The organism is Hyphobacterium indicum (assembly GCF_003129605.1).
Lineage (GTDB): Bacteria > Pseudomonadota > Alphaproteobacteria > Caulobacterales > Maricaulaceae > Hyphobacterium > Hyphobacterium indicum.
The window spans coordinates 84,148-109,283 of record NZ_QBDX01000003.1 but is presented as its reverse complement, the minus strand read 5'-3'; the positions used below and the strand labels follow the sequence as shown (position 1 = coordinate 109,283).

General features: G+C 57.3%; 25 protein-coding genes. 11 read left to right on the top strand and 14 right to left on the bottom strand.

The features are described from left to right. Positions 1 to 175 precede the first annotated feature (175 nt). The 4 genes from DBR16_RS07675 (at position 176) to DBR16_RS07660 (ending at position 3,582) form a co-directional block, all read left to right on the top strand. The gene (locus tag DBR16_RS07675) at positions 176 to 709 is read left to right on the top strand and encodes a hypothetical protein (protein WP_109260688.1); all 534 of its coding nucleotides are present in this window, start codon (positions 176 to 178) and stop codon (positions 707 to 709) included. A gap of 11 nt (positions 710 to 720) precedes the next feature. After that, positions 721 to 2,025: an MFS transporter gene (locus DBR16_RS07670; RefSeq protein ID WP_109260687.1), complete on the top strand. Its 1,305-nt coding sequence runs from the start codon at positions 721 to 723 to the stop codon at positions 2,023 to 2,025. A 67-nt stretch (positions 2,026 to 2,092) separates the two neighbouring features. Beyond that, positions 2,093 to 2,497 carry a DUF1330 domain-containing protein gene (locus DBR16_RS07665; RefSeq protein ID WP_109260686.1) on the top strand — a complete coding sequence of 135 codons (405 nt, stop codon included), beginning with the start codon at positions 2,093 to 2,095 and terminating at the stop codon, positions 2,495 to 2,497. Continuing rightward, positions 2,494 to 3,582 carry a DsbA family protein gene (locus DBR16_RS07660; RefSeq protein ID WP_125184531.1) on the top strand — a complete coding sequence of 363 codons (1,089 nt, stop codon included), beginning with the start codon at positions 2,494 to 2,496 and terminating at the stop codon, positions 3,580 to 3,582. The genes DBR16_RS07665 and DBR16_RS07660 overlap by 4 nt, the downstream gene beginning before the upstream one ends. Here DBR16_RS07660 and DBR16_RS07655 read toward each other — a convergent pair. The 4 genes from DBR16_RS07655 to DBR16_RS14050 form a co-directional block, all read right to left on the bottom strand. Beyond that, positions 3,579 to 4,772: a HupE/UreJ family protein gene (locus tag DBR16_RS07655; protein ID WP_109260684.1), complete on the bottom strand. Its 1,194-nt coding sequence runs from the start codon at positions 4,770 to 4,772 to the stop codon at positions 3,579 to 3,581. The two genes, DBR16_RS07660 and DBR16_RS07655, sit on opposite strands and share 4 nt — an antisense overlap. Continuing rightward, the gene (locus tag DBR16_RS07650; protein ID WP_109260683.1) at positions 4,769 to 5,551 is read right to left on the bottom strand and encodes a hypothetical protein; all 783 of its coding nucleotides are present in this window, start codon (positions 5,549 to 5,551) and stop codon (positions 4,769 to 4,771) included. The genes DBR16_RS07655 and DBR16_RS07650 overlap by 4 nt, the downstream gene beginning before the upstream one ends. Further along, positions 5,548 to 7,821, bottom strand: coding sequence for a DUF3604 domain-containing protein (locus DBR16_RS07645; RefSeq protein WP_161539440.1), 2,274 nt, complete (start codon positions 7,819 to 7,821; stop codon positions 5,548 to 5,550). Before DBR16_RS07645 ends, DBR16_RS07650 begins: the two co-directional genes overlap by 4 nt. Positions 7,822 to 7,964: 143 nt before the next feature. Next, complete coding sequence (locus DBR16_RS14050) at positions 7,965 to 9,332, bottom strand: hypothetical protein (RefSeq protein ID WP_199288382.1); 1,368 nt, start codon at positions 9,330 to 9,332, stop codon at positions 7,965 to 7,967. A gap of 132 nt (positions 9,333 to 9,464) precedes the next feature. Here DBR16_RS14050 and DBR16_RS13885 point away from each other — a divergent pair, with 132 nt between their 5' ends. After that, on the top strand, positions 9,465 to 9,677 hold the full coding sequence (locus DBR16_RS13885; RefSeq protein ID WP_125184530.1) for a hypothetical protein: 213 nt from the start codon (positions 9,465 to 9,467) through the stop codon (positions 9,675 to 9,677). Continuing rightward, positions 9,670 to 10,131, top strand: coding sequence for a hypothetical protein (locus DBR16_RS07630; RefSeq protein ID WP_199288381.1), 462 nt, complete (start codon positions 9,670 to 9,672; stop codon positions 10,129 to 10,131). The genes DBR16_RS13885 and DBR16_RS07630 overlap by 8 nt, the downstream gene beginning before the upstream one ends. Before the next feature lie 11 nt (positions 10,132 to 10,142). On the opposite strand, the gene DBR16_RS14145 is transcribed toward DBR16_RS07630, so the two are convergent. Further along, positions 10,143 to 10,268, bottom strand: coding sequence for a hypothetical protein (locus tag DBR16_RS14145; RefSeq protein ID WP_267894809.1), 126 nt, complete (start codon positions 10,266 to 10,268; stop codon positions 10,143 to 10,145). Here DBR16_RS14145 and DBR16_RS07625 point away from each other — a divergent pair. The 3 genes from DBR16_RS07625 (at position 10,218) to DBR16_RS07615 (ending at position 12,235) form a co-directional block, all read left to right on the top strand. Further along, positions 10,218 to 11,447: a relaxase/mobilization nuclease domain-containing protein gene (locus tag DBR16_RS07625; RefSeq protein ID WP_233347674.1), complete on the top strand. Its 1,230-nt coding sequence runs from the start codon at positions 10,218 to 10,220 to the stop codon at positions 11,445 to 11,447. The genes DBR16_RS14145 and DBR16_RS07625 overlap by 51 nt on opposite strands. A gap of 85 nt (positions 11,448 to 11,532) precedes the next feature. Beyond that, positions 11,533 to 11,820, top strand: a complete 288-nt coding sequence (locus tag DBR16_RS07620; protein ID WP_145959647.1) for a hypothetical protein — start codon at positions 11,533 to 11,535, stop codon at positions 11,818 to 11,820. A gap of 34 nt (positions 11,821 to 11,854) precedes the next feature. Next, entirely contained in the window at positions 11,855 to 12,235 is a 381-nt protein-coding gene (locus tag DBR16_RS07615) for a hypothetical protein (RefSeq protein ID WP_125184528.1), read from the top strand. On the opposite strand, the gene DBR16_RS13880 is transcribed toward DBR16_RS07615, so the two are convergent. Together DBR16_RS13880 and DBR16_RS07610 are read right to left on the bottom strand one after the other, a co-directional pair. Further along, entirely contained in the window at positions 12,236 to 12,886 is a 651-nt protein-coding gene (locus tag DBR16_RS13880) for a hypothetical protein (RefSeq protein WP_125184527.1), read from the bottom strand. It abuts the gene before it with no gap. 88 nt (positions 12,887 to 12,974) lie between these two features. Then, on the bottom strand, positions 12,975 to 14,726 hold the full coding sequence (locus tag DBR16_RS07610; protein WP_109260677.1) for a type IV secretory system conjugative DNA transfer family protein: 1,752 nt from the start codon (positions 14,724 to 14,726) through the stop codon (positions 12,975 to 12,977). Between the two features lie 93 nt (positions 14,727 to 14,819). Here DBR16_RS07610 and DBR16_RS07605 point away from each other — a divergent pair, with 93 nt between their 5' ends. After that, the gene (locus DBR16_RS07605) at positions 14,820 to 15,251 is read left to right on the top strand and encodes a hypothetical protein (RefSeq protein ID WP_109260676.1); all 432 of its coding nucleotides are present in this window, start codon (positions 14,820 to 14,822) and stop codon (positions 15,249 to 15,251) included. A 13-nt stretch (positions 15,252 to 15,264) separates the two neighbouring features. Here the strand turns inward: DBR16_RS07605 and DBR16_RS07600 are convergent, their stop codons facing one another. From DBR16_RS07600 to DBR16_RS07590, 3 genes are all read right to left on the bottom strand, one after another. Next, positions 15,265 to 15,510: a hypothetical protein gene (locus DBR16_RS07600; protein WP_233347666.1), complete on the bottom strand. Its 246-nt coding sequence runs from the start codon at positions 15,508 to 15,510 to the stop codon at positions 15,265 to 15,267. 222 nt (positions 15,511 to 15,732) lie between these two features. After that, positions 15,733 to 16,656 carry a nucleotidyl transferase AbiEii/AbiGii toxin family protein gene (locus tag DBR16_RS07595; protein WP_109260674.1) on the bottom strand — a complete coding sequence of 308 codons (924 nt, stop codon included), beginning with the start codon at positions 16,654 to 16,656 and terminating at the stop codon, positions 15,733 to 15,735. Further along, positions 16,649 to 17,470, bottom strand: coding sequence for a type IV toxin-antitoxin system AbiEi family antitoxin domain-containing protein (locus DBR16_RS07590; protein WP_109260673.1), 822 nt, complete (start codon positions 17,468 to 17,470; stop codon positions 16,649 to 16,651). The genes DBR16_RS07595 and DBR16_RS07590 overlap by 8 nt, the downstream gene beginning before the upstream one ends. A gap of 353 nt (positions 17,471 to 17,823) precedes the next feature. Between DBR16_RS07590 and DBR16_RS13990 the strand changes: the two genes are divergently transcribed. Then, entirely contained in the window at positions 17,824 to 18,030 is a 207-nt protein-coding gene (locus DBR16_RS13990; RefSeq protein WP_161539439.1) for a hypothetical protein, read from the top strand. Here the strand turns inward: DBR16_RS13990 and DBR16_RS07580 are convergent. The 4 genes from DBR16_RS07580 to DBR16_RS07565 all read right to left on the bottom strand — a co-directional run bounded on the left by DBR16_RS07580 (position 18,027) and on the right by DBR16_RS07565 (position 25,131). Then, complete coding sequence (locus DBR16_RS07580) at positions 18,027 to 18,530, bottom strand: antirestriction protein ArdA (RefSeq protein WP_109260671.1); 504 nt, start codon at positions 18,528 to 18,530, stop codon at positions 18,027 to 18,029. The genes DBR16_RS13990 and DBR16_RS07580 overlap by 4 nt on opposite strands. 196 nt (positions 18,531 to 18,726) lie before the next feature. Beyond that, the gene (locus DBR16_RS07575; RefSeq protein ID WP_125184526.1) at positions 18,727 to 19,194 is read right to left on the bottom strand and encodes a hypothetical protein; all 468 of its coding nucleotides are present in this window, start codon (positions 19,192 to 19,194) and stop codon (positions 18,727 to 18,729) included. A gap of 19 nt (positions 19,195 to 19,213) precedes the next feature. After that, on the bottom strand, positions 19,214 to 22,039 hold the full coding sequence (locus DBR16_RS07570) for a TrlF family AAA-like ATPase (RefSeq protein ID WP_109260669.1): 2,826 nt from the start codon (positions 22,037 to 22,039) through the stop codon (positions 19,214 to 19,216). Continuing rightward, positions 22,036 to 25,131, bottom strand: a complete 3,096-nt coding sequence (locus DBR16_RS07565) for a type III restriction-modification system endonuclease (protein WP_109260668.1) — start codon at positions 25,129 to 25,131, stop codon at positions 22,036 to 22,038. Before DBR16_RS07565 ends, DBR16_RS07570 begins: the two co-directional genes overlap by 4 nt. Positions 25,132 to 25,136 lie beyond the last annotated feature (5 nt).

Genomic DNA, 25,136 nt, shown 5'->3' with positions numbered 1-25,136 from the left:
ACCTAGCTGAATATTCAGGCAAATCCACCAGTGGAGCCGGGAATAATTGCCGCACTTGGTCTGGCACCCTGCGGCACCAAAGACGCCCTGTGAAGCTGATCGGGGGCGGCACGCTCCTCCTGTTATTGGCGGCGGAGAAGATGAGCGCTAAGCTGAAGGCAATAGGGAGAACGTGATGATCCTGCTGCTTGTCCTGCTTCAATCGGCCTTGCCGCCGGCGACGTCGCAAACAGAAGAGACAACCCGTACCGACAGATTCGAGGTCGAGTGGAGCTGGTCCAGCGAAAGCCGCTCCGAAGAAGAGACCCGTTCGGAGTTCGAGCGGGCCAATGAGGACAGACCGGCCCGCGCAACGGGGTGGGTGGAAACATCTCTGGGTGTCTATGAATTCCGCGCGCCGGAGCCCGCGGTTTCAGAAGAAGATGACGGGGGACTCGGCGACTTTGATTTCCGACAGAACCCGGGTTCGAACGAAGATTCCGGCAGACGATATGACCGCCTTTCGACCCGGGGGCAGGAATTCGGAAATTGCACGCCTGAAGAATATCGTCAGCGCCGGGCCGCGGCTGATGCACTTGGCGCGAACCGGACAGGTTGCGAGATCGACCGGGACGCTGCCCGAGAAGCCGCGCAGGAGGCTGAGGCCGAAAGTGACACGCCACGCTGGAGCGGGCGCGTCGTGCTGGCCCCCGAGGACACGGAAGACTAGTTCCCTCCGGCATGGCTGACCCATTCCCCACCCAATGGCCTCGACCAGCCTTTCAGGCTGTCGCGATTGACGATGAGGGCCAGGCCTGCCGCGATATTCCCGAGAGCGCCTGCCAAGAGGAGGCCGGCAATTTCTTCCGTCATGTCGGCTCGCTTTCCTTGTCCAAGATGGCAGACGGGCTGATTGATCCCAAACTGGTATTGAGCTGGCTGATGTTGACCCTGGGCGCGCCGGCCGCGCTGGTCGGCCTGCTGGTCCCGATCCGCGAGGCGGGCGCGCTGTTACCACAGCTATTCACTGCAGGTGCGCTCCGCCGCTTGCCGCAGCGCAAATGGGCATGGTCAGCCGGTGCGGCTGTCCAGGGCTTGTCGGCACTGGCGATTGCCTTCGCAGCGCTCACCTTTCGTGGACAAGCCGCCGGACTGGCCATTCTTTTCGCTTTGGCCACGCTGGCTCTGGCGCGCAGCGTTTGTTCGGTCTGCTACAAGGATGTGCTTGGAAAGACGGTTGATAAATCCCGGCGCGGGACCGCAACAGGACTGGCCGGATCCATCGCGTCGGGTGTTGTCATTGTCTTTGCCGGTCTGCTGGCCTCCGGTCTGGTGCAAAGATTTGAACTGGTGGTGTCCGCCATCGTGATGGCAGGCGCAGCCTGGATTGCTGCGGCGCTGCTTTTTACCACGCTGCGTGAGGCCAGAGGCGCAACAGAAGGCGGCAGGTCCGCCATTGCGGCGGCGATGGAAAACCTGGTCTGGCTGCGCAAGGATGCCCAGTTGCGCCGGTTCATAATTGTGCGCTCCTTGCTGACCGCAACGGCGCTGGCCCCACCCTTCATGATCGCAGCCGCCGCCGGGGCAGATGAAGTGCTACCGCTGGGGACGCTGGTTCTGGCTTCCGCGTTGGCCGGACTGCTTAGCGCCTATGTCTGGGGACGATTTTCCGACCGGTCGAGCCGCAAAGTGCTGGTCTATGCCGGGCTGGCAGGCGGGTTCGCCCTCACGATCAGCGCTATGCTTGGCCTGACGGGCTTGCTGCACCCGCTCTATGCGCTCCCGGCGATGATCTTCATCATCATGATTGCCTATCAGGGCGTTCGGCTGGGGCGGTCGACCCATCTGACCGACATGGCAACGGCCGAAACCCGCGCGGCCTATACGGCGCTTTCCAATACGGTTGTGGGTGTGGTTTTGCTGGCGGGCGGTCTGTTCAGTGTGCTTGCGGCGGTCACAGGGCCGGCTGTGGTGTTGCTGGTCATGGCGGGCATGGCCGGGCTGGCGTCTGTCCTGACGCTGGGGCTGGACGAGGTTCAGGCCTGATCCGTCAAACCGGTTGACGGCGGACCCATGATCCGGCCTCCTGCGGCACTAAAGGGGAGGGACGATTATGAAAAATGCCGTAGATCCGAATGAGGCACAGATGCAGGGGTTTATGGAGCTGGGCGATGCGCCGGTCGCCATGTTGAACCTGCTGAAATTTCGCAAAACTGCTGCCTATCCGGACGGGCGCGATGCGGACATCTCCGGCAAGGAGGCGTATTTTCGCTATGCCATCCCGATGACCAAGCTGGTCATGGATGCCGGCGGGACGCTGGATTTTTCTGGCGACGCCCTTCCTCTGCTGATCGGCGAAATGGACGAGGCGTGGGATATGGTGGCAATCATGACCTATCCGTCGCCGAAGACTTTGGCCGAGATCAGCCTGACGCCGGAATTCCAGGAGATCGCCGTCCATCGAAAGGCGGGCCTTGAAGGCCAGCTTCTCATTCCCTGCCGGATGCCGTCGGCGTGAGTGCTCGCGCCTTCGCCTCACAAATGATCAGCAGCCGCCGTATCCGTGCGGCGGTACGGGGGTGGCACGCGGCGCGGCGCGCGCTGACCGGCCAATCGCGGACCTTGCTCGTCTTCCTGGAGCAGGGCGAGCCGTATTCCGAATTGCTCGCCGATGCGCTGCCCGCTTTTGCGCAGCATTACGGGCTGGAGCTGAAAGCGCTGTCTGTGCCCGCGCCGGAAAAATCTGCGGCCCCCGAACCGGACATGCTGGCCGCCTATTCAAAGCGCGATGCGTCGGGCCTGCGCGCGGCCTATGGCATCGCAGCGGCGGATGTCCGGCTCACCCCGGAAGGGGATCCGGCCGCGAATGCCAGCCTGCGCCGGAAGCTGGGCCATTATGGCAGTGGCATGATCTGGTTCGAGGGCGAGTGGTATTGGGGCATTGACCGGCTACACCATCTGGAGCGCCGTCTCGGTGCGAACGAGGATGCGCTGCTCTTTCCGCCGCGCGCCGAGCCGACCCATGCCACAGGCGGATCGTTCGACATGTATTTCTCCTTGCGCAGCCCCTACAGCTATCTGGCGATGATGCGCGCACCGGATCTGGCACGCTTATGGAATGCCGAAATCACGTTGAAACCGATCCTGCCCATGGTGATGCGGTCATTGCCGGTGCCGTCCGAGAAGCGGCTCTATATCGTTCGTGACTGCAAACGCGAGGCTGAGCGTCTGGGCATTCCTTTCGGGAAGATCGAGGACCCGGTCGGGACGGGCGTTGAACGCGGTCTGGCTATTCTTCACCGTGCCATTCCAGAGGGGAAAGGCGTCGATTTTGCACAGAGCTTCTATCGCGGTGTCTGGGCCGAGGGCCTTAATGCGGCAACGGATAGGGGCTTGCGGACAATGACCGAGCGCGCGGGGCTGGACTGGGCCTATGCGCAAGACGCCATGGCTGACGACAGCTGGCGGGACGCGGTGGAAAAAAACCGGCAGGAAATGTTCGCGCTGGGTCTTTGGGGCGTCCCATCCTTTCGGGTGGGTGAGCATTCGGCCTTCGGGCAGGACCGGCTGTGGCAGGTCGGGCGCTGGCTTGAGGAAAGCTAGGCACCGAAGGCCCGGCCGACAAACCAGAAGGTTCCAACCCCGGCCAGTCCCGCTATGACGGCAGACCGGCCCCAGAACAGGACGCGTTCCGGTGTGAACAGGCGCAGGATTGCCAGCCCGGACAGTACCGCGGCGACAATCGCCAGCTGACCCAGTTCCACACCGGCATTGAAGCTGATCAGGGACGGCAGAAGCCGATCACCGGATATATCGATTTCCAGCAAGATGCCGGCAAATCCAACACCATGTACAAGGCCGAACCCGCCGCTGAGCATCGGGGCGGCGAACTCCATCCGGCCGCCTTGTCCCAGCCAGTGGAAATAGAAGACCGTCAGCACGATCAGTCCCAGCCAGGCCGGCCAGGTGAGGAGCCCGCCCGCAAACACCGAAATGCTCGCAAGTGCCAGCAGAACCGCGCCGCCACCCCAGCCCATCCGCCGGAATTCGGCGGACTTTGAAAGCGCCGCTTCGGCTGCGATGAAGAGGATGGAAAACCCGATAAGGGATTCGACCGCGGCCCCCGGCGGTGAGACCCAGCCCAGCACCGCAAGCGCCAGCGTGACGGAATGTCCGAGCGTGAAACCGAGTGTCACAAGGGCCAGCCGCCGCCAACCCGAGACGATGAGCATCAGGCCGAGAACGAAGGCGACATGATCCGGACCGCCGAGAATATGTTCAAAGCCAAGGATCAGGAAGCCGGTCCATCCGGCCGGTCCGGCAAGGCCGTCCGAGCCAAAGCTGGCTGTGGTCTGCCCGCGGGAAAGAATGCGTTCCTGAACGCCGCCGGCACTTTCCAACCTGATGAAGTGAACATGGTTGGCCGACAGCGGCGAAAAAACCTGAACGCCGATTTCGATCTGGCCTTGCGCGTCGCAGATCCAGTTGGCCTGGCCCTCCAGCCGCCCGTCCGCGCGCAGGCGGACAGAAGGCGGGGCATCCAGTGTACAGGCCGTGTCGCCACGCGCCACGCGCAGCCCATCCACCAGCCGCTGCTGATATGCGGATTCCAGCGTTGTCCCTTCGTCTGAGAGCGAGAGAAAAAGCGTGGCCTGCCGTGCATCGAGATAGATCCGGCCGGTCAGGCCGGTCTCTGTTTCGGTCCATGCCGAATTGGAGCGGCTCCGCTCATGCGCGCTGGCCGCGGCGGTCAATCCTGCCAGCAAGACAAGGCTCAAGAGAAAGCGGATCATTCGCCGGAGAAGGGCTGGATGCGGATGTCGGCCTCCCGGCGCAATTCCGCGATATAGGCTTCCAGCGCGGCTTCTGCGGCACGCTCCTGCCAGAGCGCCTCGACGCGGTCGCGATGGGTTTCGAATTCCGGCTGACCGGCTGCTGAAAACTCGATCACGCTCAGCCAGTGATAGCGTCCGCCATTTTCGACCGGCCCGATCTGTTCGCCGGCGCGCAGCGGCAATACCGATGCTGTCAGGCTTCCTCCCAGATAGCGCCGCAGATCCGTCGCCGTCAGCATGCGGTCGGGGGGATGCGCGGAGGGCCGCGCACGGCTGGCTTCGGGTGATGCAGCAGACTCCCAGCGGATTCGATAGCGGTTCTCTGCGGCGAAGAATTCCGGATTGTTCTCGAACAGTGCGCGCAGGTCGTCATCGTCCGGCGTCAGATCGGCATTGGACTGGGCCAGATCGATCATCGTCATCACTATGGTCCGGCGCACGGTGGAGGCATTGCGTGGCAAGTCGAGATCAATCGCACGCTGGAACAGCAATTCCTCATCAATCAGGCGATCCAGGGCCCGCTGGGAGGAATCTTCCGGCAATGCGTTGCGGCTGTCGCGGGCCATGGCTTCCAGCGCAATCTCGACATCCGCGACGGGAATCGGCTGACCGTTGACGATGGCCGCTACCGGACTGCCGGCCTCCAGTGGTTCATCATCCGTCCACAGAGCGCTGAGAAGCACCATCGCCCCGCCCGTTACCGCGCCGATGGCCAACGCCCATTTCGGCAAGGTCATTCGGCCGGCTCTGTCGTGGCTGACGGTTGCAGATGGGTCAGATATATGGGCGAGGACCAGGCCCGATGTTCAACATCGGCGATGCATTCCTCCTCCATATCGGTGCGGTAATCGCCATAGCAGGGATTGACCTCAATACACTGCCCGTTCTCGTCATAGGTGCACCGCAGATTATTGCCGTTCACCTGGCCGGACGGTTCCTGGATGGCCCGCACATAGTAGATCGCATCCCGTCCGCCGGAGACGAATTCGGGGTCGGTGAACTCGACTTCACAGCCTTCGCCAAGGTCATTGCAGGGCAGGACGCGCCAGGCGTCCTCGATCAGCGGGTCGACCGGCTCGCCTTCAAAGATTTGCGGCCGGATACGGACCACTTCGATCCGGGTAATCCGGTAGCGTTCATTCCCGGGATTATAACACTCTCCGCGGCAAAGCTGTTGCAGGCGATCCGGCGTCAGGCCGCGGACAGAATAGTCCGGACAGCCCTCATTCTGACGCAGCGATCCTGCGGCCCGGACCCGGAAGACCGGATTCTCCGCAAGTTCGGCGTCCGCTCCCATGCCGGCCATGCTGTCACCGTTTTCATCAACAAGATCGAACCACAGCAATTGGCGCAGTCCGGATGTGGCGTAGACCTGCCGGTTTTCCAGGGCATTCCAGACGCCATCGCGCGAGCGCTCGCTGACATGAGCGGCGACCAGGCCGCCGCCGGTGAAGAAGCTGGCCTGACGCTCAAGCTCGGTCATCTGGAAACCGGCATTATTGATTAGATCCTCGCGCGTGATGCGGAAGGATTGCGCCGGTGCATCCTCGTCAGGCGGCAGAAAACGATGGGCGACGTCTTCGGTGACGGCACCACCGGCGTCTGTCATATAATGGCGGCCAAATGGCTTGTAGCCAATGCCGGGGCGGGCAGTGTGGGTATCGGATGAACCGATGAAGCCCCAGCGGAAACGGTATTCACTGCCGTCCTCGTCAAAATTGGTCAGGGCCAAACCATATTGCACGCTGGTGAGCGGGTTGAGATTGAACGCCGGCAGGAAGCAATCCTGACACTGTCCGGAATCCAGCCAATCCTCAATGGTTTCGCCGCGCACGGTCAGATGTCCGGCCAGACCGACAAAAGCTGCATTCTCGCGGGCCTCGAAGGCACGATCCGCACATTCCTCATCCGGCAATCCCTGGGCGAGGCAGCGGCGTTCAATAATGACGCCGGCCTGCCAGCAGGAGGGCAGGTAATTGGCGCTGGGCTCCGGGCAGACCGGATTGCCAAGATCACCGGCGATACGCCGCCAGGGCCGGTATTCCTCCGAATTGCCATGGCCGGAAAAAATTTCAATCAGGCGCATGACTTCCGGCCGTTCCTCCGGTTCAAGCTGTTTGTCCCAGCTGGTGCCGGGCGGCGTGTAGAACCCCCAGGCCGAGCCATGCGGAATGATCAGAGGATCGAGCCCCTGGCTTTCCAGCCGTGCCACGAGTTCGCCCGGTGTAGCTGCGATCTCGTAGCAGTCTGCTGGCAGTTCGCCAGATGGAATAGCCTCATCGCATAGAGGCACATCGCGGACATCCTGAACGAAGCGGCCAAAATCATAATAGGTCTGCCGGTTGGCGAGATCGAGGAAAGCGATTTGGGGTGGCAGCATGGCTTGCGCATTATCGCGCAGGGCGCGCACCGTCACCCCCGCCGCGGCGATCGGACGGGTGGCGATCCCGTCGGGATCAAGGGTACGGAAAATAACATTCTTGTGGCCGTAATGGTCATCGGGCAGGGCACCGACCTGCGTCCATTCAAAGCCGACAAAGGGTATAACGTCGGGGATGCCGTCCGCGTCTGAACGGGCCGCACACTGCTGCACGGAATCAATAATCTGCGACCAGCGTGTTGGTGTCAGGGCTTCTGCGTGATCGGTTGCCGCCCAGAAATCCAGCGCGGAACAATAGCGCGCAAAATCACACGCATCAGCGATGGGGTTGGCACCTTCGCCGCGCAATAGCGGCAAGGCCCAGACAAAGGCATCTGTCGAAAATGTGGAGTGAACATGAAGATCGCCGAAAAGAATTTCCGTGTCCGGGCTTTCGCCGAGAGCGTCTGCAGCCGCCTGGATACGGGCGATACGTTCTTCTATGGCTTCCTGCGGAACCGCCTCTGATGTGATTTCACCGGGGCCGCGGGGCTGCCCGTACCAGCCCTGGAACACACCTGCGACATATATGCCGGTTACCAAAACAATGACGGCCAGAATACTGCCACCAATCATCACAATACGCATATTCGACTCCCCCATGTCCGGTGAAAGCCTATACGCGAATGGACGGAAGCAAAAACAATTTCTGTCCCGATCCGGCCGCCCAAAGCGCCACAAAAAACGCCGCCGGGTGTGGCCCGGCGGCGCCTTTGAGGCGATACGCCGATCTAGCGGGAATAAAGCTCCGAGATCGACAGAACGGCATTGGCCGTCGATGAGCCATAGGTTCCGACCCAGATGTCATACTGACCACTGATCGGCGCCATACGCAGCAAGGGGTTCAGCCCCGCATTGCCGCTGTCATCATCGCAGTGCCAGTTACCATTGGGATCATTGATCACCAGAGTGGTGTCCGAGTTGGAACCGACGGAGAAATACAGCTCCGGGAAGGAGCCGCCCTGGAACATGAGGCGGACATCCGGCGCATCAGCGACAAAACCGGCACACTGACCATTACTCCAGCTCGACGCGCTGTTCGCGCCACCGGCGACGACCTGCACTTCAAAAGGATCGGGTGTGAAGCCGGACCTCAGCGTGTAGGTGCCATAGGTCGGAGTGAGTGTGTAATCCGGGCCAGAGGGGCGGCGCGGGGGCGGAGCCGTGACCGGCGCGCTGCCATAGGGCAGCTCGGAAACGGACAATGTGGCCGGTGCCGTATTCCGGCCATAGGTGCCGACCCAGATATCATACTGACCGCTGATAGGCGTCAGTTCAATCAACGGGTTGAGGCCATTGCCGCTGTCGTCATCACACCACCAGGTGCCATTCGGGTCGTTGACGATCAGCGTGGTGTCGGCATTGGACAACGCCGAGAAGTTGATGCGGTTGAAAGCACCGCCGGTGAAGTTGATGCGGATATCCGGTGCGGAGGCGGCATAGCCCCGGCATTCGTAATTTGTCATGGCGCCAACATCGGTGTTGCCACCCGCGACCACCTGGAAAGTCTGCGGATCCGGCAGGAAGCCGGAACGCAGATTATAGGTGCCATAGGTCGGATTCAGATTGTAATCGGGTCCGGACACCGGCGCCGGCATGACCGGAGCGGCCGGCTGAACCGGCGCGCTGCCATAAGGCAGTTCGGAAATGGCCAGCGTGGCAGGTGCCGTATTGCGGCTGTAGGTGCCGACCCAGATGTCATACTGACCGCTGACAGGCGTCAGTTCGATCAACGGGTTGAGGCCATTGCCGCTGTCGTCATCACACCACCAGGTGCCGTTCGGGTCGTTGACGATGAGCGTCGTGTCGGCATTGGAAACGGCAGAAAAATTGATCCGGTCGAAGGAGCCGCCCGAGAAATTGATCCGGACATCGGGCGCCTCGGCGGCATAGCCGGCGCACTGACCGCCAGTTGCGGCGGAGACATTGTTCGGACCGCCCGCGATGACGTTGATGGTCTGTGGATCCGGCAGGAAACCGGAACGCAAATTATAGGTCCCGTAAGTCGGATTGAGATTGTAATTCTGTGCAAGCGCAGGCGCTGTCAGGCAGGCCATTGCCAACACGGCCACACTGAGCGTGGCATGATAATGTTTCATAGATTTCCCCAATGATAATTGGCGCGATTAACCGCGTACGGCGTTGACTATGCGCTTATTGTGGAGATGCGCAATCAAATACACTTCCGAAAGATAAAATAATTTCAAGATGATATAAAACCCAAGCGGAGAATGGCTTGCCAAGCCGAAGCTCGCGTCAGCGAGCGAAGGCTGGTGCGCATCAGCGTATCCGATTCGAACCGGATATTCGCTGAACTCGCAGACTGGAACGAAATCCTCAAAGACGTGTCGATTGATCAGCTTGCCGAGATAGATGATCTGGCAAATGACGACATTGATATCGAAGAAGCCTTGAAAGAGGCGAACGGAGGCGATCATGACTGATCGCCAGAACAAGCGCCCGGCACCGTTCTCGCTCCGTCTCTCTTTTGAAGAACGCACAAAGCTGGAACGGCTCGCGGCTGGTGAGAGCCTCTCATCCTTCATCAAACGCCACGTGTTCACCCAGGAAGGCCAAAGGAATGCTGCGCCGCCAACAAAACGGGGCAAAGCGCCAGTAAAGGATCACATCCTTCTCGGCCAGGTGCTTGCCTCCCTCGGTCGCTCAAGGCTGTCTCAAAACCTCAATCAGCTCGCCAAGGCGGTGAATACGGGCAATCTGCCGCTCGCCTATGATGTCGAGCGCGACCTCAGACAAGCTTGTGGCGATGTCCATGCGATACGCTTTTTGCTTATGCGCGCGCTCGGCATGAATGCTGATGATGAGGCCACTAGCCGGGAGTCAGCGGCGCAAAGCTTCACCCGCTCGTCCTTGGATGCGCGGGAGCTGGGGCTATGATCCTGAAAGGGTCACAGCGCGGCGGCGCGATCCAGCTGGCCGCCCACCTCTTGAAATGCGAGAACGAGCACGTCGAAATTCATGAGATGCGCGGGTTCGTCTCCGATGATCTGCATGGCGCATTCAATGAAGCCCATGCGATCGCCAAGGGGACAAAATGCCAGCAATTCCTCTTCTCGCTAAGTCTCAATCCCCCGCCCTGGGAACAGGTCTCAACAGACGCTTTCGAGCGCGCCGCCGATGCGGCTGAAGAACGGCTCGGGCTGGAAGGCCAGCCACGGGCGATTGTCTTCCACGAAAAGGAAGGCCGCCGTCACGCGCATGTCGTCTGGTCGCGGATCGATACTGAGAACATGCGGGCGATCAATCTCCCGCACTACAAGCGCAAACTCACATCGCTTTCGAAGGAAATCTATCTCGAACATGGCTGGGAATTGCCTGAAGGCCTGCGCGATCCAAATCTGCGCGATCCACTGAATTTCAACCGCGATGAATGGCAGCAAGCCTTACGCGCGGGACGCGATCCGAGAGAGCTCAAACAGGTATTCCAACAGGCTTGGAACCGATCCGATAGCGCAAAAGCCTTTGGGGCTGCGCTGATGGAAAACGGTTTCATCATTGCGCGCGGCGACCGACGCGGCCATGTCGCGGTCGATTATACCGGAGAAGTATACGCAATCGCCAAATACACCGGCGTTCGCGCAAAAGAGGTGCGCGGACGGCTGGGTGATCCTGCGGAGCTAAAGAGCGTCAAGGACACCAAGACGGCATTGCGTGACCGGCTTACCCCTCGTTTGAAAGAATTTTCAGACCGGATGCGCCAAAAGCAGGCTGAGGAACGCCGCCCGCTAAAAGTTGAAGCGAGAGCGCTGGCCAAAGCACACGCAGATGAACGTGCGAGGCTCAAGGCTGGGCAGGAACAGCGTTGGCAGGAGGAAACTGCCGCAAGGCAAGCCCGATTGCGGCCCGGCCTAAAAGGCCTCCTCGATCTCGTCACCGGGAAGGCGCATGCGGTTCGAGCCGCGAATGCTCGGGAAGCCTGGGAAGCTTTGAAACGTGATCAGGCTCAAAAAGATCAGCTGATCACAGATCAGATGAAGGAGCGCCGCGCCTTGCAGGTGCGCATGGATGAACTTCGAAAGGCCCAAATCATGGAGCGCGCGAAGCTTGATCGCACGATCGGTCAGGTGCTGGATATGAAGGGGCGTGCCGCGCTTACGCAAGCCGAGAAGAACCGCGAACGCCTGAAGGACTATCAGGCGAATAACCCGTCACCACGTCAGCCTAAACCGCCAGACCGGGACCATGAGCGCTAATACCAAATAGCCGCAATCCCTCTTCCATGGTATGCGAGGCTTCTGATCTGGTCGCCAGATGGCGATGCTGCACAGAGACGCGGTCATGGCCGACAAGCCAGTCATTACCAAGAAAGAGCTGGATAAGCTCAATGCCGAAATTAAGCGGCTGAAAACGCCTCAAACACCGCAGATGGCTCCTGCGCCCGGCGGCTCAATGCGTCAGCAGGCAAGCAAGGTCCAGATCGCAGCACGCAAACAGGCGATTGAGGGCAAGGAGAAGAAGGCTGAGCAAATGACAGACCGGCTTTATTCTTCCTCCGAGAAAGGCCGGAAGGATTTCAATCAGGCAAGTGGCAAGCCCAAAAACCGTGACGATGGGCGCGAATTATAGTGCATCATATTGAATTTATTGATATAATAAACTCATGTTTAGTCACAAAATAGAAGAAAATGAAGACGGTGAAGCCGTCTATGAATCTTACTGGCACTACTGCCTGAGAGCCGAAAGCGGAAGGGTTCATAAAGGAATACTCGAATATGGACCGTATTCCCGCATGTTCGTGGTTATGCGAGCGCGCCCTGATCTGGAGTTTGGGCTCGTTGAAGCGGCAGAGCAGATTGTGGGGGCCGAAGACTGCTCGTTTGATGAAGCCGTCATCAGCGCGACTTATGAGATCGCGTTTCAGGCCGACATAGAATTGCCCGAGGACTTCCACGAAGCATCAGATGATGAACTAGCGTTCGAGTTCGCCTGGTTCAATTCCCGCAATTGGGATTGGAAGAAACAACAAGGTGCACACACCTAATCAGCGCGGGATCAAAACGTGGTAAATCCACGGCTGACTGCCGCGTCTAACACAAAAAGTTCTTTGTCCAACAAGGACTTCCTCTCCAGCATCGTCACCATATGTTCGGACTGTGCTGGAGTCTATAAAAGATAGAACGTTTCCTGACCAAGGATGGTAGGTTTCACCTCCAGAGTCAGAGTGTGTTATAATGCCGGGTAGATTTAATTTATCATTTAAAGCTTCACAGACTTTATCCTGCATAACAATATAGCGTAGGGCTATGTCGTTAGAACTTGTACCGACTTCCGGCACATTTATAAGTTCGGCAGCTAGTTGGCCTTTTTGTGGCTCTACAATATCAGGATGAGCATACTCAAAAAAATTCTTGGCTGTAGCACCACCACCATCGGGATGGAAAAGTTGACAATCAACAGTAATACACAATGAGTTTGGTGCCGATGCTCCATCCCTAAGATCGACCATATTTGCGGGAACATTGTTCATTAAGCGCATGCGCTCGGTTGTTTGTTCAAGTAAAGTGAAATGCTGTAATATTTGACTGGCCGCTAGCCGTGCGTCCTCATCCGAGATGTCTTTTCCGCCTGACCGGCCCGCCTGCGTCACTGCGTAGCTGAGCGCCGCGAAGAGCGCCACTGCCAGCAAGATCAAGAATAGTACATTTCCTCTACGAGTAACCAAATTCATAAATCAATTATATCAGATAATTCATATATTTAAATATTTATTTGGTAAGTCTTTATCTAAGGCGCGAGCTGTAAGGCTCGGTCTCAAACGCCATCTGCTTCTTCATTTTGAAAGGGCGCATGGATTGGGAAAACCCGACAATCAGGTCTTTGAATTCTGGTCCGGCCAAGGCCTGAGGCTCGACAACCCGCTGCCGTGATCCATCAAGCGGGCTTTCGAACATACCAAGTGACTTGGAGAGATGGTCTGCCGTGCCGTCATGGAGTGCGGGGTTCATGTAGCATTGCACCCGGCAATTCCCGATCATGCCATCGGCATTGGGATAGATATTTCGAATCTGGCCCAGGCTCTGGGCAAACATCCATAGCTTGATGCCGTATTGACGACCGACTTCAAGGGCTTCCTCAATCGGCGGCATGTTGCCCAGGCGCGGAACTTCATCAAGCATGAATAGGACCGGCGGCGCTTTGCCGTCCGGAACCTTTTGCATCAGGCCGCGCAGATGTTGCGCGACCATGACGCGCAATAGCGAGCGATACGGGTCAATCTCGCCTGGGCGTAGTGTGATGTAGAGCGTCGGCGGATGCTCGGTGCGTTGGAATTCCGAGACCTCCCAATCATTTCCGGTGATGACGCGCTCAACACGTGGGCCTTCCCACGCCGAAAGCGCGGATTGAGCAGTCTGAAGGACGCTATCGAGCGTCTTTTCGGTCATATTTTCGATGGAATGCCCGGCCCGCATCATCGCGCGGATTGATGAGGATTTCAGGATCGCGAGGAACTCTTCCCATTCGACCCGGTAGAGGTAATCGAGCACCTGCGCCATGCTGCGCTCATCTGGCTCGGCAAGCGCACACACGGCGGCAACTGAGGCCGTGATCAGGTCCTGCGCCTTGGTCTCCCAGAAAGGGTCATTGGACTTCTTATTCGGAACCAGAAGCATCGATGCCAGGAAGCGGGAATCTTCCCATAGGAAGTCATCGGTATTGCGAATGGACTTTAGGGGATTGAAGGAATGACTTTCATCCGGATCAAGTGGCGCGAACCGGTAAACCGGAAAGCCATTTTCAGCCCGCCAACGGGCGGTGGCTTCAAAGATTTCGCCTTTCACGTCGAGAACGATCGCTGCGCCACGCCATTCGAGCAAGTTGGGCAGTACCTGCGCCTGAGTTTTGCCCGTACCGGGCGAGGCGATCGTGATCAGCGATCCTTCGCCTGAGAAGCGGACCGGCGTATCGCTGCCTTCATGGATGCCTAGGAGCAGACCGGACGGGTCCGGCGCAAAATCGTCGGTCAGATCGCTGGCCGTCGCCCATGCCCCGCCGCCGCGAAGACGGGCCAGGACACGGCTTGAAAGTACGGTGTCAGGATACTTCTTCGTGAAGCGGTCGATGAAACCGAGAAACGCGCTGATCTCGCTGTCCACCGTGTGGGAATAAAAAGAAAAAACCCACTCGATCGCAGATTTGAAATCCTTCACGCTCTGCCCGACCTCTTTGTCGAACAAATAGGAGCAACTCGTGATTTCGGCTTTCCCGTCGCCCCAGACCAGCGCGCCATAGATCGGCTCGGAATTTTTCAGGACACCGGCTGCGGCGAAATACTCGAACAGGCGTAGCATCTCACGTTCGCGCGGCGGCATAGCGGCCAGCTCTCGGTGAAGCGTGGCTTTGACCTTTGCATGTGTTCCATCAACCATGCGGTTAAAATCAATCTTGAAGCTGTAGCCGCCTTCCTTGGTGTCGAATTTCTCATCAATCCGGCCCAGGCGCGCTGAGATGTCATTGCTTTTCGAATTTGTCATGCCTTCGTCCGAATTGCTTGATGCTCTTGCAATATACCCGCATTAATTGAATCGGACATCGTCCCAATTCTAAGGTTAATGACGGAGTATTGAATGTACACGCTTGAGGGAAAATGGAAGATCGAGCTTCACAAGGCAGGCTTGCGGCGCGCGGACGGCAAGGCCGGTGGTGGGCGCGTCATCCTGCTGCGCGCAACTAATATTACCCGTGAAGATACTTTCCCCTTTTCGTTTACCGGGAAAGTTAAGTCTGACGGCATCATCACGGACCGGTTCAAGAAACAATTCGGCGTTCTGCTGCCAGGCGAGACTGAAGAGATACAGCTTCTCAAGGGCACGGGATCAAAGGCAAACCTACATGCCGGTGAGCATGTGGTTTCCGTCTTCTTAGACTCCGTTGCTCTGGAGTTCACCGCAACCGCGATGGGTTGCAAGTTTCGTGGCGAGATTGCCAATCGCACGGATATGTTTACGAAAAGCAGCCTCGATGGGGACGATAATCTCCCCGACTACAGCGAAGACTAGCTGCGAAAAGGCCTCAAGAAGAGGCCTTTTCTTTGACAGCGCGGTAGACGATCCGGCCTTTGCCTTGGAGCAGCTCCATTGGGGTTGCCTTGAGGCTCAGGCTGCCGCCCTGGCCGTCCTTGTGTGGCCAGATCGCTCCGATTTCAGTCCAGCTGGCTTTGGCGTCATCGCCTGTGCCGTCTTGAACCAGATAGACGCGGAAGCTTGGCTTTGCGCCGGTCGTTGCTGATTGAGTCTGGGACATTGGTTTTCCTTTCATTTGATGGTCCTGCCTGATTGCCGAACCTGATGGCAGAGCAGCACCACACCAGCCCGCTCAGGGTCATGAGCAACACGGGTCATCGCGCGCGATGGCTGGCGCGGGCCGCGTATTGACCAGGGGTGAGCGGATGGATGTGGTCAAAAAGACATCGAAAAGGTTCGGTTCTCAGGCCTCACTCGGACCGATAGGGAAGCGCAAGCCCCAATGACTTCAGACGACCTAGCTCTCGACCAAGAATAACGCCTGCAAGGCCTCAAGCTGGTCTGCGTGACGCTCTGGCTCGTTCGCCTTAAACTTCCCCAGATTGAGAAGCTTCCAGCGGACGGCTGGCAGGTCTGCGGCTTGAGGTAAGCCGATCAAATCAAAATCGGGCTCACAGATGTGAACGCCCTCAAGGAACGCGGCGGCATCACCGGTCAATTTGCTGCGCAGCTCGGAAACCAGCCTCTCGCGTGCTGCATAGAGCGTTTCAAGCGGCAACGGCTTGGCCGTCATCCCCTCAAATTCGCGGGTGTAGATATCGCTCAAATCAATCGCCCCCGGATCGAGCAATTCATGCATCGGCCTGTTTGAGCTGATGAGATAAATCAATGTCGCCTGGAAGAGCGCGTCAGTTATCCCCTCTCCATGAAGGAGGTGATGGACATCAAAAAGATCACGGGGATGCGCGCGATCAAGTGCGGCGATGATCTTGCCAGCGAAGATTTCTTCGAATGATATGACAGGCATCTCGGCAAAGCCGAATTCTTCTTCGACGGCTTCATGCACCGTCATAGGCTTTGGCGGAGAGAGGGTGCCGCGCATAACAGGCGAGACTTCGATTTTCACCTGTGCCTCTGGCGTCCGCGCGATGATACGCGTTTCCTGATTGCCGCCTCCGGAAACGATGGTTGCACGCGCTCCGGCAATAGCGCCCTCGATCCTGTTTGCCAAACGCTCCAAAGCCGTCGCTATCGCCTCTAAGCTTTCAGCGCGGTCTTTGATCGGCAGATAGATGAGGTCGATATCAACGGAATAGCGCGGCAGATTGCGGTAAAAGAGATTGATGGCTGTGCCGCCTTTGAGGGCGAGCTCCGGTTCTTCCGCCACAAAGGGAATAAGGCGGACCAGCAAACGGACCTGGGCGGCATAACGCTCACGCATCGTCACCCTCCCGCCCGGTGGTTACAAAATTGGCCGGAACCGTGATCCGGTAGGTCGGGTGTATCTTGCCGCCCTTGACCAGCTGGCGATCGCCTTTGCCGAAATCGAGTTTGCTCTTATCAAGATGCTTCAGCCAGGCGTGGCCATGGCGATCCGCGAAGACAAAAAACAGGCGCACGACCTTCACCTTCCGGCAGTCTGTCAGAAGCGCCATGAGCTTTCGCGGGCTCAGGCTCGGAAGCCCTTGGAACACCATATCGAGCTGATCGAATCCTGCGCCATCCGGCAACTCATCGAGTGCTTCGAGGATTGCGCGCTCCGGGCTCGATACCGGGAATGAAGCGTCGGCTCCAAAGCTGAAGCCAGTGTTTTTCAATGGTTCGACACCAAGCTCAGGATCGGGAAATAGCTTCAGGCCTCGTTCTTCAAAGCGGGCATCGACCTTGATCTTGGATAGCCAGCCGGGGAGCTTCTCCGCATAAAGCGTGACACGCTCCTCACCGCTTAATTGCGCATAGTGGCCATGGCCATGAAGGCTGAGCGCGGTCATGCCGCCCACATGGAATGGTATGTCCATGATCATGTTCATGGACGCGGTGACTGCCTGCCAGCTTAAGGCCTGATCCGCGTCATATGTGCTTGCCGGTCTCAGATAGACGCCGTGCGCAAGGCGCTTTAGCCAGCCTCGCTTCACATAGCCATTGACGGTTGGCCGGGCCACGTCATGGCGCGCAAGCCATCCTGCATCGACCAGCCCGCCTGGCGGCACTGACGAGAGAAGGCTCTTTATTTTTATCTCTTTTTGTTCGTTCATAAGAAACAAATTCGCACATTTTCAAAGAAATGTCGAGATTTCTCTTTGATCTTCCTTAAAAATGTTCGCTATAAGGTAACTTTTTTAGGCTTTTTCAAAGAGACATTATCCCATCACCGTGTGCGCGGCACATTGGTAGTCAGGTAATGCTGGTCAGCCCCTGCGGCCCGGCCATCCCATTCCGCCCTTCTTCAGAGTCATTTGGCCATTGACCAGCCACTGGATTGCAAGCTGAGGGCAACTCCTAAGCTGCGCGCGGCCTGAGTGTAGGTGCAATCGCGGGCGTCCAATGGCGCAGCCGCTCCCTGAAAGGGCCGGAAATGGGTCTGGCCTGGAAGCCTAGGGAGGCCATAATGATACCTGACTTCAAACCATATGAGCTTTGCGCATTGAGCGATGACGAGCTGAACGCGCTCTTTGCCTATATCCGAGAAAAACTCTCCGACACCAAACCGGACAGCGCCGATCGCGCGAGAGCGCTTGATCTGCTGGATGCGATCCGATTTGAGTTTAAGCGCCGGATCGCAAAGCGCTTCGGCTGGATAAACCCAGCTCCCTAGAGGGGCTGGGCGATCCAGGAGCGGCCCATGATCTCGACTTGCGTGATATCGCCGCCGAGGACCATGTCTCGCGCGAAGCTTTCCGTGTCGAAGTAATAGCGCAGATGCTCAGGAATTTCGTTCAGGAGCCCGGTGTCCTCGATATAGCTCTCGGCATATTCGAGCGGCGTGCCCTCGAAGAGGTAGACATCATCAAGATGGCCCAGAACCTCGTCAGCGGTGCAGCTGACGTGCTCGGCGAGATAGATGGCCTTCACGGCATCGTCTTCGTCGAGATTCTCGAACTCCTCAAACCAGAGTTTGAGACTGGCCTGGTTGACGCCGATCGCTCGGAACAGGGCGCAATTATCGCCGTCGATGAATTGGATTTCGTATTCCTCGACAGGATCACCGCATTCGTTGCGGTGAGACGCGGATTTTTCGAGATAGTCCTCGTAATTGCTGAAATAGAAGCCAGCGGCTGAAATGTCGTAAGGTGTAGCGTGATAAATGTTGGTCATGTGTTCCTCCTTTGCTTTGAACGCAGAAGGAACAGCGGGTGCGATAAGTGGCGGGTACAATTGCCTTCACGGGGCCATCAGGCCGTGGCGCGGAAGGTCTGTTGTGGCTGACACGGCAGCCGCTAATTATGCGGGTGATTCAAAGCGGGAGGGATGCGCGCTAACACTATTTCACCGCTAGTCGCCGCATCGACTCTCAAGATTTCCAGTCGCCTTTGGTGCTTTTCGGATCGACGGGTTTGTTGGCTAGAACTTCCAGCACGGTGCATGACGGCATGAGAAATTCCCAGCCGGGCTCCTGGGTGGCTGCGCCACTCCAGTAGCCCGTACAGTACCTTTCAATCAGATTAGCGTTCCACTCCGGGTATTTCTTCATCTCTTGGTGTTGGGGATACTTCAGCCTGAGCAGCGCCTTCTGCATTTCGCCGATCCATGCGAAATCCCAACGTTGAGGCGCGGCGTTTGGCTTGAGCCGGTATATGTACCCGGGTTCAACGACCCCGCAGACCGAAAAATCTGTGTGTTCAAGGCTGTACACAGCGTCGCGCCGGCAGAGCGCCGCGTCGGGCCTCCTTGCTTCCAGCTCGCTCTCTATTCGCGGATCGACCTTATCCCGGCCATTCCCTCGAATTTCGTCGCCGACAGAGTAGAGGATCGAAGACATATGAAAGAACGGGCCCGCGCTAGTAGCCATACTTGTCCTGACGGTCCTTGAAAGCCTTTTCGCCACCTTCCATCGTTGCTGTGATGACACCGCAGATTTCCGGTTTGTCGATCGCGCCAGCGCACGCGATCTTTCGCTCGCCGCTTTCGTCGATATCGAGATGGGCGACAAGCTCGGATGAGCCGTTGACCACAATATTCGCGTTATGACTGGCGAAGATCAGTTGGCGCTTTTGCTTGGCGTTGTGAAGCTTTTCGGTCAGGTCGGTGATGATCTTGTTATCGAGGTCGCCCTCTGGCTGGTCGATAATAAGCGGCCCTCCCGGCTGTTCGAGCAGCATGAACAGCAACGCCGCTGCCCTCTGGCCTTCGGAAGCCTTTTCGAAGGAGATTTCGCGGTCACCGTCGCAGTAAGACAGGTCGATCTCTGGCTTAGCGACAGCCGTGCTAATGGCCTCAACTCGCGCCGCGTCGATGCGCTCGGTCAGTGCTGACCGAATCTTTTCGGTATCGCCCAGCACTGTCATCAGCTCAGCGCATTTTGGCTGCTCTTCGCCGGACGCAGACCCGATTTGCCGCCAGTATAAAAGTGAAAGGCAATCCATTCTCAAACGGTCCGTCACATCTGTCGTTGGAGCGGCAGCCAGAGCCTCCTCTAGACCTTTAATCCGCGTGGCTTCCTGCGAGCCGGTCTTGCTGGCGACGACATCCATTGCATCACAAATCTCTGACGTATCGCCGTTTGGATCGACCACAGCTCTGATCTTGCCGCTGGAAAGCGTCTCGATTTCGTTTGCCCAATCTTGCGTCCGCTCGGTGCGTTTGTGGTTCGTTTCTTTTAGAGTGCTTACTGCCTTTTGCAGAGCTGCGGCCGGATCGCCTGCCGCCTTCAGCTCCGCTTCAAGGTCACCAATCTGGTTGGTGAGGTCGGTGATCTCTTCGCGTAGCTTGATGATCTGAGCCGTCACGGTCTTGTGCTCGCTAAGCTTCTCAAGAACCGCATCGCGCTCATCGCGTGCCTTTTTTAATTGGTTGGCCCACGTAGATTCCGTGACAGTCAGCGTATTGTGTTTTGCCTTAAGTTCGGCCAGGATTTTATTGATGCCGTCACTAAACGTCTTGTAGAGATCGCCATAGGCCTGCCGGATAGCATCTGGCTCGGCGCCGGTAAGATCAGAATTCAGACTGCGTTCGTTCAGTAGCTCCGTAGCGGCCGAGTTTAACTCGCCCAGAATCTGGTCGGCATGTTTAGATGCCTGGATGCGCTTCGAGTCGAATTCATTGGCCTTATCGAAGTAGGCAATAGTCGCCTGATCTTCCTCAGATTGCTTGGGAAGCGTTTTCTCAAGCGCCTTCACGCGCTGCGTGAGCGAATCCCAGCTGGTTTTGAGTTGACGCAGCTTGGCCTGAAGGTGCCAGTGAGAAGTAAGTTGCTGGATTGCCGATCTCACCGTACTTTTTGCGGTTTCGATATCCTGTGAAAGCCGGTCGTCCTCGCGCTTATAATCAGGATTCACGAACTGTAGCAGGTCGGTAAGCTGGGTTTTCTTACCAGCCTGTTTGCCTATTTCCGCCAGCTCGCCCTGACTATATACCACAGCCGGGAAGAGCGCCCGTAATTCCTTAACTGTTACGGTCTGTGTATCACCGTTCGGGTAGGTGACCTGCGGCTGATAGGCGCTCGCCTGCCCGCGCTCAACTTTGAATACGGCACCATCCTGAATGATCGTCAGCGTGACGCGACCACCTTTTGATACGAAGGTATCATTTACAAGCTCGCTAAGCCGCTCAGTGCCGGAATAGTGATCGCGTGGAAAATCATGACAACTGCGACCCAGTCCGAAGGACAAATATTCGAGCAGTGAGCTCTTGCCGCTACCCCGACCACCAATTGCCGAGTTAAGCTCAGGGCTGAGTGGCAAGGTCGTATCCCGAAGGATAGTCGAACCGGCCATTTGGACTCCGGAAACAGCGAGAGATGGTGTCTGCGGTGGTACGATGCAGATGCGCGAGCGGTGGCCAAGGAATGCTTGGCGGATCGCCTCAACAGTGGGCTCTGCCAATTTCATCCAGGTATTGTTTTGTCCAAGTTTCGTAGAATCCGCACTCCGGCTATCAGATGTGGGAAGCGGATAAATTTCCCTTACCGACCAAGTTTTATCAGTGCCAGATAAGCGAGTGCGGTTCTTGTTGCCAAGAGTATCTATAGTTTGGCCCTGATCGAGATATCCTCCGATGTAGGGCATACGTCTAAAGTCACCGTGAGCGCCATCAACTAGAACGGTGTGCTTATTTCCCTGCGAGACATTTGGAAGAATGATGTAACGTCCGCGTAGCCCTTTTATTGTATCCAGCTCCCGGGCAAGGTCCGCATAGTTGATTGCGAGTTGCGTGACCTTCGGACTAATGGCGGCCTTTTCGTCCAGATCAGCATAGGCAATTCCCAGCTTACCTTGTGCCTGGCGACACCAATCGTCGGATAAGTCAGCGTCAAAAATAATCAGGCATTGCTTGCCACCGCTAGCCGTTAGTTCCATGCCAGGAAAAAGCCATAGATCAAATGCGGGATCAGTATTTCTTCGCTCGGCGATAACCTGCCGAACGTAAGGAACCATGACCATCTCATGATGATCGGTCAGAGCGATGGCTTGAAGCGCTTTAGCAATACACTGATCGACAAACTCGTTGGCCCATTTCAAGCGCAAGGCATCAACGTCAGTGACTGTCGCGATTTTGCTTGCTTCCGGTATCACTTTACCCAAGCCGATGGGGCGAACGCCGGTCCAGTTAGGGTCGCGAGGAGTGTGAACCTGGAAATCACATTTTTTCCAGTGAGCGAACGTCATGCCGCTACCCCGCTGACCAAATCCATAAGTTTATCGAAGTCGGTGACGACATCGTATTTCACCTTGTCGGTTTCGATCTGCTGGTTGATCTCGTCGAAGAATTTACGAGCGCATCGGATTTTTGTGCGCTCGATCTCGCGGAGCTTCATCGAGGACATGGAGCCCTTAGTCTCGGCCATGAAATAAATGTGCTTCACGGCCCCGCGTGTGAATGAGATCGCCCAGTCCGGATTGTAATCACCGACCGGTGTCGGAATTAGGAAGCCGCGTGGAAGTTTAGCGTAGACGACCACCTCCTCGCTGGTGTCCAGCTCATCCACGAAGCGGCGCTCCTGACCGGAGTCGATCACGCAATAATCGTAGATATGTTTCTTGAGTTTATCTGTAGCGCGCGAGAAGTCCTGGCCGGTTTGTGCGGCGGTAAAAATGTCTGTCTCGTAACGATCCTCAACCTCATCGTATTGGAGCTTTTCGATCACCGCCGTGGCCTTTTGCTCTTTGATCAGACGCGACGCTTCCGCGATGAAATGCTCCGGGTTGGATTTGAACTGGTCGAAAATTGAGGCCTCGATGCCGGTCAGGATGTGCGCGACGGTTCGCCGGGTGAGCTGGGTGTTTTCGGCGACCTTGCCGACCAGGTCGTAGGTGACGTCGGAATAGACGAAGCCGCCTTTCTCGGTGGAGGTCTCGGTCACCTTAAAGCCCTCGCCAGACTTCAGCTGCTCGTCGGTCAGGGCTGCGGCCTGCTCGCCGCGTTGAACGGTGTATTGCAGCGGCGTCACGCGAAGCTCGCTATCAAGCGTCTTGATCGCTTTGGCAATAAGCTCCTCGGAATCGAATTCGACGCGGTAAACGGCTTTGCGGTTGATCCGCGACCATAGCTCCTGGAATTCCTTCTTCTTGAAATTCGCATTGAGCGGATTGGTCTTGGGCTTCCGGCCATCTTCGATGCGCGGCAGCTTGCTGTCGTCAAAGACACTGTCGATCAGGTCGATGATCTGATCACGATACGGCTCAAGCTCCTCTGCGAAACCCGGCAACTCGCCAGCATCCTTTGCCTGGTGATAGGTGTCCGTGATTGCGTCTGCGTCGTCAGTGAAGTCGTTCTTGAGCAGATAGCGGTAAATCTGCTTCGCCATGGCAGGCGTCACTTCGACCGGGCCATCGTCGGTCTGGAGCACCTTGCCTGTGAAGTAGTCCTCGTCAGCCTTACGCGGGCGAGCAGAGAGCGTTTCAGCGATCTCCGTCTGAAGGCCTTTAACGAAGTCCTTATAGCTCTCGCTCGCGACGACTGTGAGCACGTTGATTTCATGCACGAGCGACGGATGGTCAATCCGATCACCATGGCGATCGACTGAAAGGCGCAAGCCACGACCGACTTCCTGGCGGCGGGATATTGTGTTGTCAGAGTGCTTCAGCATGCACATGACGAAGACATTGGGATTGTCCCAGCCTTCGCGCAGCGCGGAGTGCGAGAAGATAAAGCGTGTCGGCTCTTCGAATGAGAGCAATCGCTCTTTGTCTTTCAGAATAAGGTCGTAAGCGCTCTCGTCGTCGGAGAGTCCTTTTTCCTCGCCAGTTTTCTTTACGGTCGGATCGACCATGCGGTTCTTCTTGTCGATCGAGAAATACCCGTTGTGCGTCTTGGCCGGGTCGATGCCGGCCAGATAGGCCCTGTATTCCTCATTATCGATCGCCAGCTCGGAGAGATATTCCTCCTTCAGCGCGGCATATTCGCGCTCAAACACGCGGGCGTATTCGCCTTTTTCATCCTCCTGATCGTAGTCGCGGTACTTCTTCACCTCGTCGATGAAGAAGAGTGAGAGCACCTTGATGCCTTGGGAGAAAAGCTGCTTCTCCTTGTCGAAATGCGCCTTGATCGTTTCACGGATTTGAATCCGACGAATGTCGTTTTCATTCACGTCGCCCTGGGCCTCTCCGGCAACCAGGCGCTCGCCGTTTTTGAATTCGACCACGTCCTGATTGGCGTCGATCTGCGAGATGACATGGCCGCGATACTGATCCAGCTCGCCAGAGGCCGAATAGAGATCGTCCTTGAATTCGAGGCGTTTCAGCTGGCGTTTGATCTCGCCTGATTTGAGCTTCACCTCCATCTCGATCCGCGCCACAGGGGCTTTCGTCGAGATTTCGATGCCCTCGAGATAGAGGTACGCGTTCGTGCCCGCGAGGCCGCGCGTCTGAATACCGCGCACCGCAATCTTCTTCACGAGCTTCTGGTTATAGGCGTCGAGCGCGTCCAGGCGATGAACCCGATTGTGCTGGGTTTTGTGGGTCGCCGAATAGCGCAGGATCATCAGCGGATTGAATTTCGGCAGCGCATTGAGGGTCGCCGCGCCCTCCATCTTCTGCGGCTCATCCAGGATCAGGATGGGGCGGTTCGCGCTGATCACGTCGATCGGGCGGCGTGACTGGAAGTCGTCCAGCTCATCGTAAATCCGGCGATTGTCAGCCCCCTTGGCGTTGAACGCCTGGATGTTGATGATCATCACATTGATCCCGGCGTCGCTAGAGAAGCTCTCCAGCTCATGCAGGCGCTTGGAATTGTATGTGAAGAAGCGTGCCTTCTTGCCATAGGTCTCGGCGAAGTGGTCCGCTGTGATCTGGAACGACTTTTGAACGCCTTCGCGGATTGCGATGCTCGGCACCATGACAATAAACTTCGACCAGCCATACCGCTTGTGCATCTCGAACATGGTCTTTATGTAGCAGTAGGTTTTGCCGGTTCCGGTCTCCATCTCGATATCGAGATTGATTTTCGCGCCGGGTTTGTAGCCGCCCGTCACAGGCTTGCGCGCGCCCTTGGTGTCTAGGGTCGAGAAGTCCGTAAGCGACTTCGAAAGTGGCAGGTTCTGGCGTTTCTGGACGGCCTGGATATTTTTCAGTAGCGCCGCATCGCCAACCAGAATGTTCTCGTTCTTGAACCCGGCCTCTAGCTCCAGGCGAACATCTTTGCGCTTGCCCGGATCGATCCGATAGCGCAGCGCATCGGACTTCGGTTGGCCTTCGAAACAATCGACCACCGCCTCAACGGCGGCGGTTTGATAGGCTTGGGTTTTGAATTTGAGCTTCATACCGC

Excerpts from the sequence above, each read along its gene's own strand:
- DBR16_RS07675 (WP_109260688.1), top strand. The coding sequence starts at position 176 with ATGATCCTGCTGCTTGTCCTGCTTCAATCGGCCTTGCCGCCGGCGACG.
- DBR16_RS07670 (WP_109260687.1), top strand. The coding sequence starts at position 721 with ATGGCTGACCCATTCCCCACCCAATGGCCTCGACCAGCCTTTCAGGCT.
- DBR16_RS07665 (WP_109260686.1), top strand. The coding sequence starts at position 2,093 with ATGAAAAATGCCGTAGATCCGAATGAGGCACAGATGCAGGGGTTTATG.
- DBR16_RS07655 (WP_109260684.1), bottom strand. The coding sequence starts at position 4,772 with ATGATCCGCTTTCTCTTGAGCCTTGTCTTGCTGGCAGGATTGACCGCC.
- DBR16_RS07650 (WP_109260683.1), bottom strand. The coding sequence starts at position 5,551 with ATGACCTTGCCGAAATGGGCGTTGGCCATCGGCGCGGTAACGGGCGGG.
- DBR16_RS07645 (WP_161539440.1), bottom strand. The coding sequence starts at position 7,821 with ATGCGTATTGTGATGATTGGTGGCAGTATTCTGGCCGTCATTGTTTTG.
- DBR16_RS14050 (WP_199288382.1), bottom strand. The coding sequence starts at position 9,332 with ATGAAACATTATCATGCCACGCTCAGTGTGGCCGTGTTGGCAATGGCC.
- DBR16_RS13885 (WP_125184530.1), top strand. The coding sequence starts at position 9,465 with ATGGCTTGCCAAGCCGAAGCTCGCGTCAGCGAGCGAAGGCTGGTGCGC.
- DBR16_RS07630 (WP_199288381.1), top strand. The coding sequence starts at position 9,670 with ATGACTGATCGCCAGAACAAGCGCCCGGCACCGTTCTCGCTCCGTCTC.
- DBR16_RS07625 (WP_233347674.1), top strand. The coding sequence starts at position 10,218 with ATGCGCGGGTTCGTCTCCGATGATCTGCATGGCGCATTCAATGAAGCC.
- DBR16_RS14145 (WP_267894809.1), bottom strand. The coding sequence starts at position 10,268 with ATGGGCTTCATTGAATGCGCCATGCAGATCATCGGAGACGAACCCGCG.
- DBR16_RS07620 (WP_145959647.1), top strand. The coding sequence starts at position 11,533 with ATGGCCGACAAGCCAGTCATTACCAAGAAAGAGCTGGATAAGCTCAAT.
- DBR16_RS07615 (WP_125184528.1), top strand. The coding sequence starts at position 11,855 with ATGTTTAGTCACAAAATAGAAGAAAATGAAGACGGTGAAGCCGTCTAT.
- DBR16_RS07610 (WP_109260677.1), bottom strand. The coding sequence starts at position 14,726 with ATGACAAATTCGAAAAGCAATGACATCTCAGCGCGCCTGGGCCGGATT.
- DBR16_RS07605 (WP_109260676.1), top strand. The coding sequence starts at position 14,820 with ATGTACACGCTTGAGGGAAAATGGAAGATCGAGCTTCACAAGGCAGGC.
- DBR16_RS07600 (WP_233347666.1), bottom strand. The coding sequence starts at position 15,510 with ATGAAAGGAAAACCAATGTCCCAGACTCAATCAGCAACGACCGGCGCA.
- DBR16_RS07595 (WP_109260674.1), bottom strand. The coding sequence starts at position 16,656 with ATGCGTGAGCGTTATGCCGCCCAGGTCCGTTTGCTGGTCCGCCTTATT.
- DBR16_RS07590 (WP_109260673.1), bottom strand. The coding sequence starts at position 17,470 with ATGAACGAACAAAAAGAGATAAAAATAAAGAGCCTTCTCTCGTCAGTG.
- DBR16_RS13990 (WP_161539439.1), top strand. The coding sequence starts at position 17,824 with ATGATACCTGACTTCAAACCATATGAGCTTTGCGCATTGAGCGATGAC.
- DBR16_RS07580 (WP_109260671.1), bottom strand. The coding sequence starts at position 18,530 with ATGACCAACATTTATCACGCTACACCTTACGACATTTCAGCCGCTGGC.
- DBR16_RS07575 (WP_125184526.1), bottom strand. The coding sequence starts at position 19,194 with ATGTCTTCGATCCTCTACTCTGTCGGCGACGAAATTCGAGGGAATGGC.
- DBR16_RS07570 (WP_109260669.1), bottom strand. The coding sequence starts at position 22,039 with ATGACGTTCGCTCACTGGAAAAAATGTGATTTCCAGGTTCACACTCCT.
- DBR16_RS07565 (WP_109260668.1), bottom strand. The coding sequence starts at position 25,131 with ATGAAGCTCAAATTCAAAACCCAAGCCTATCAAACCGCCGCCGTTGAG.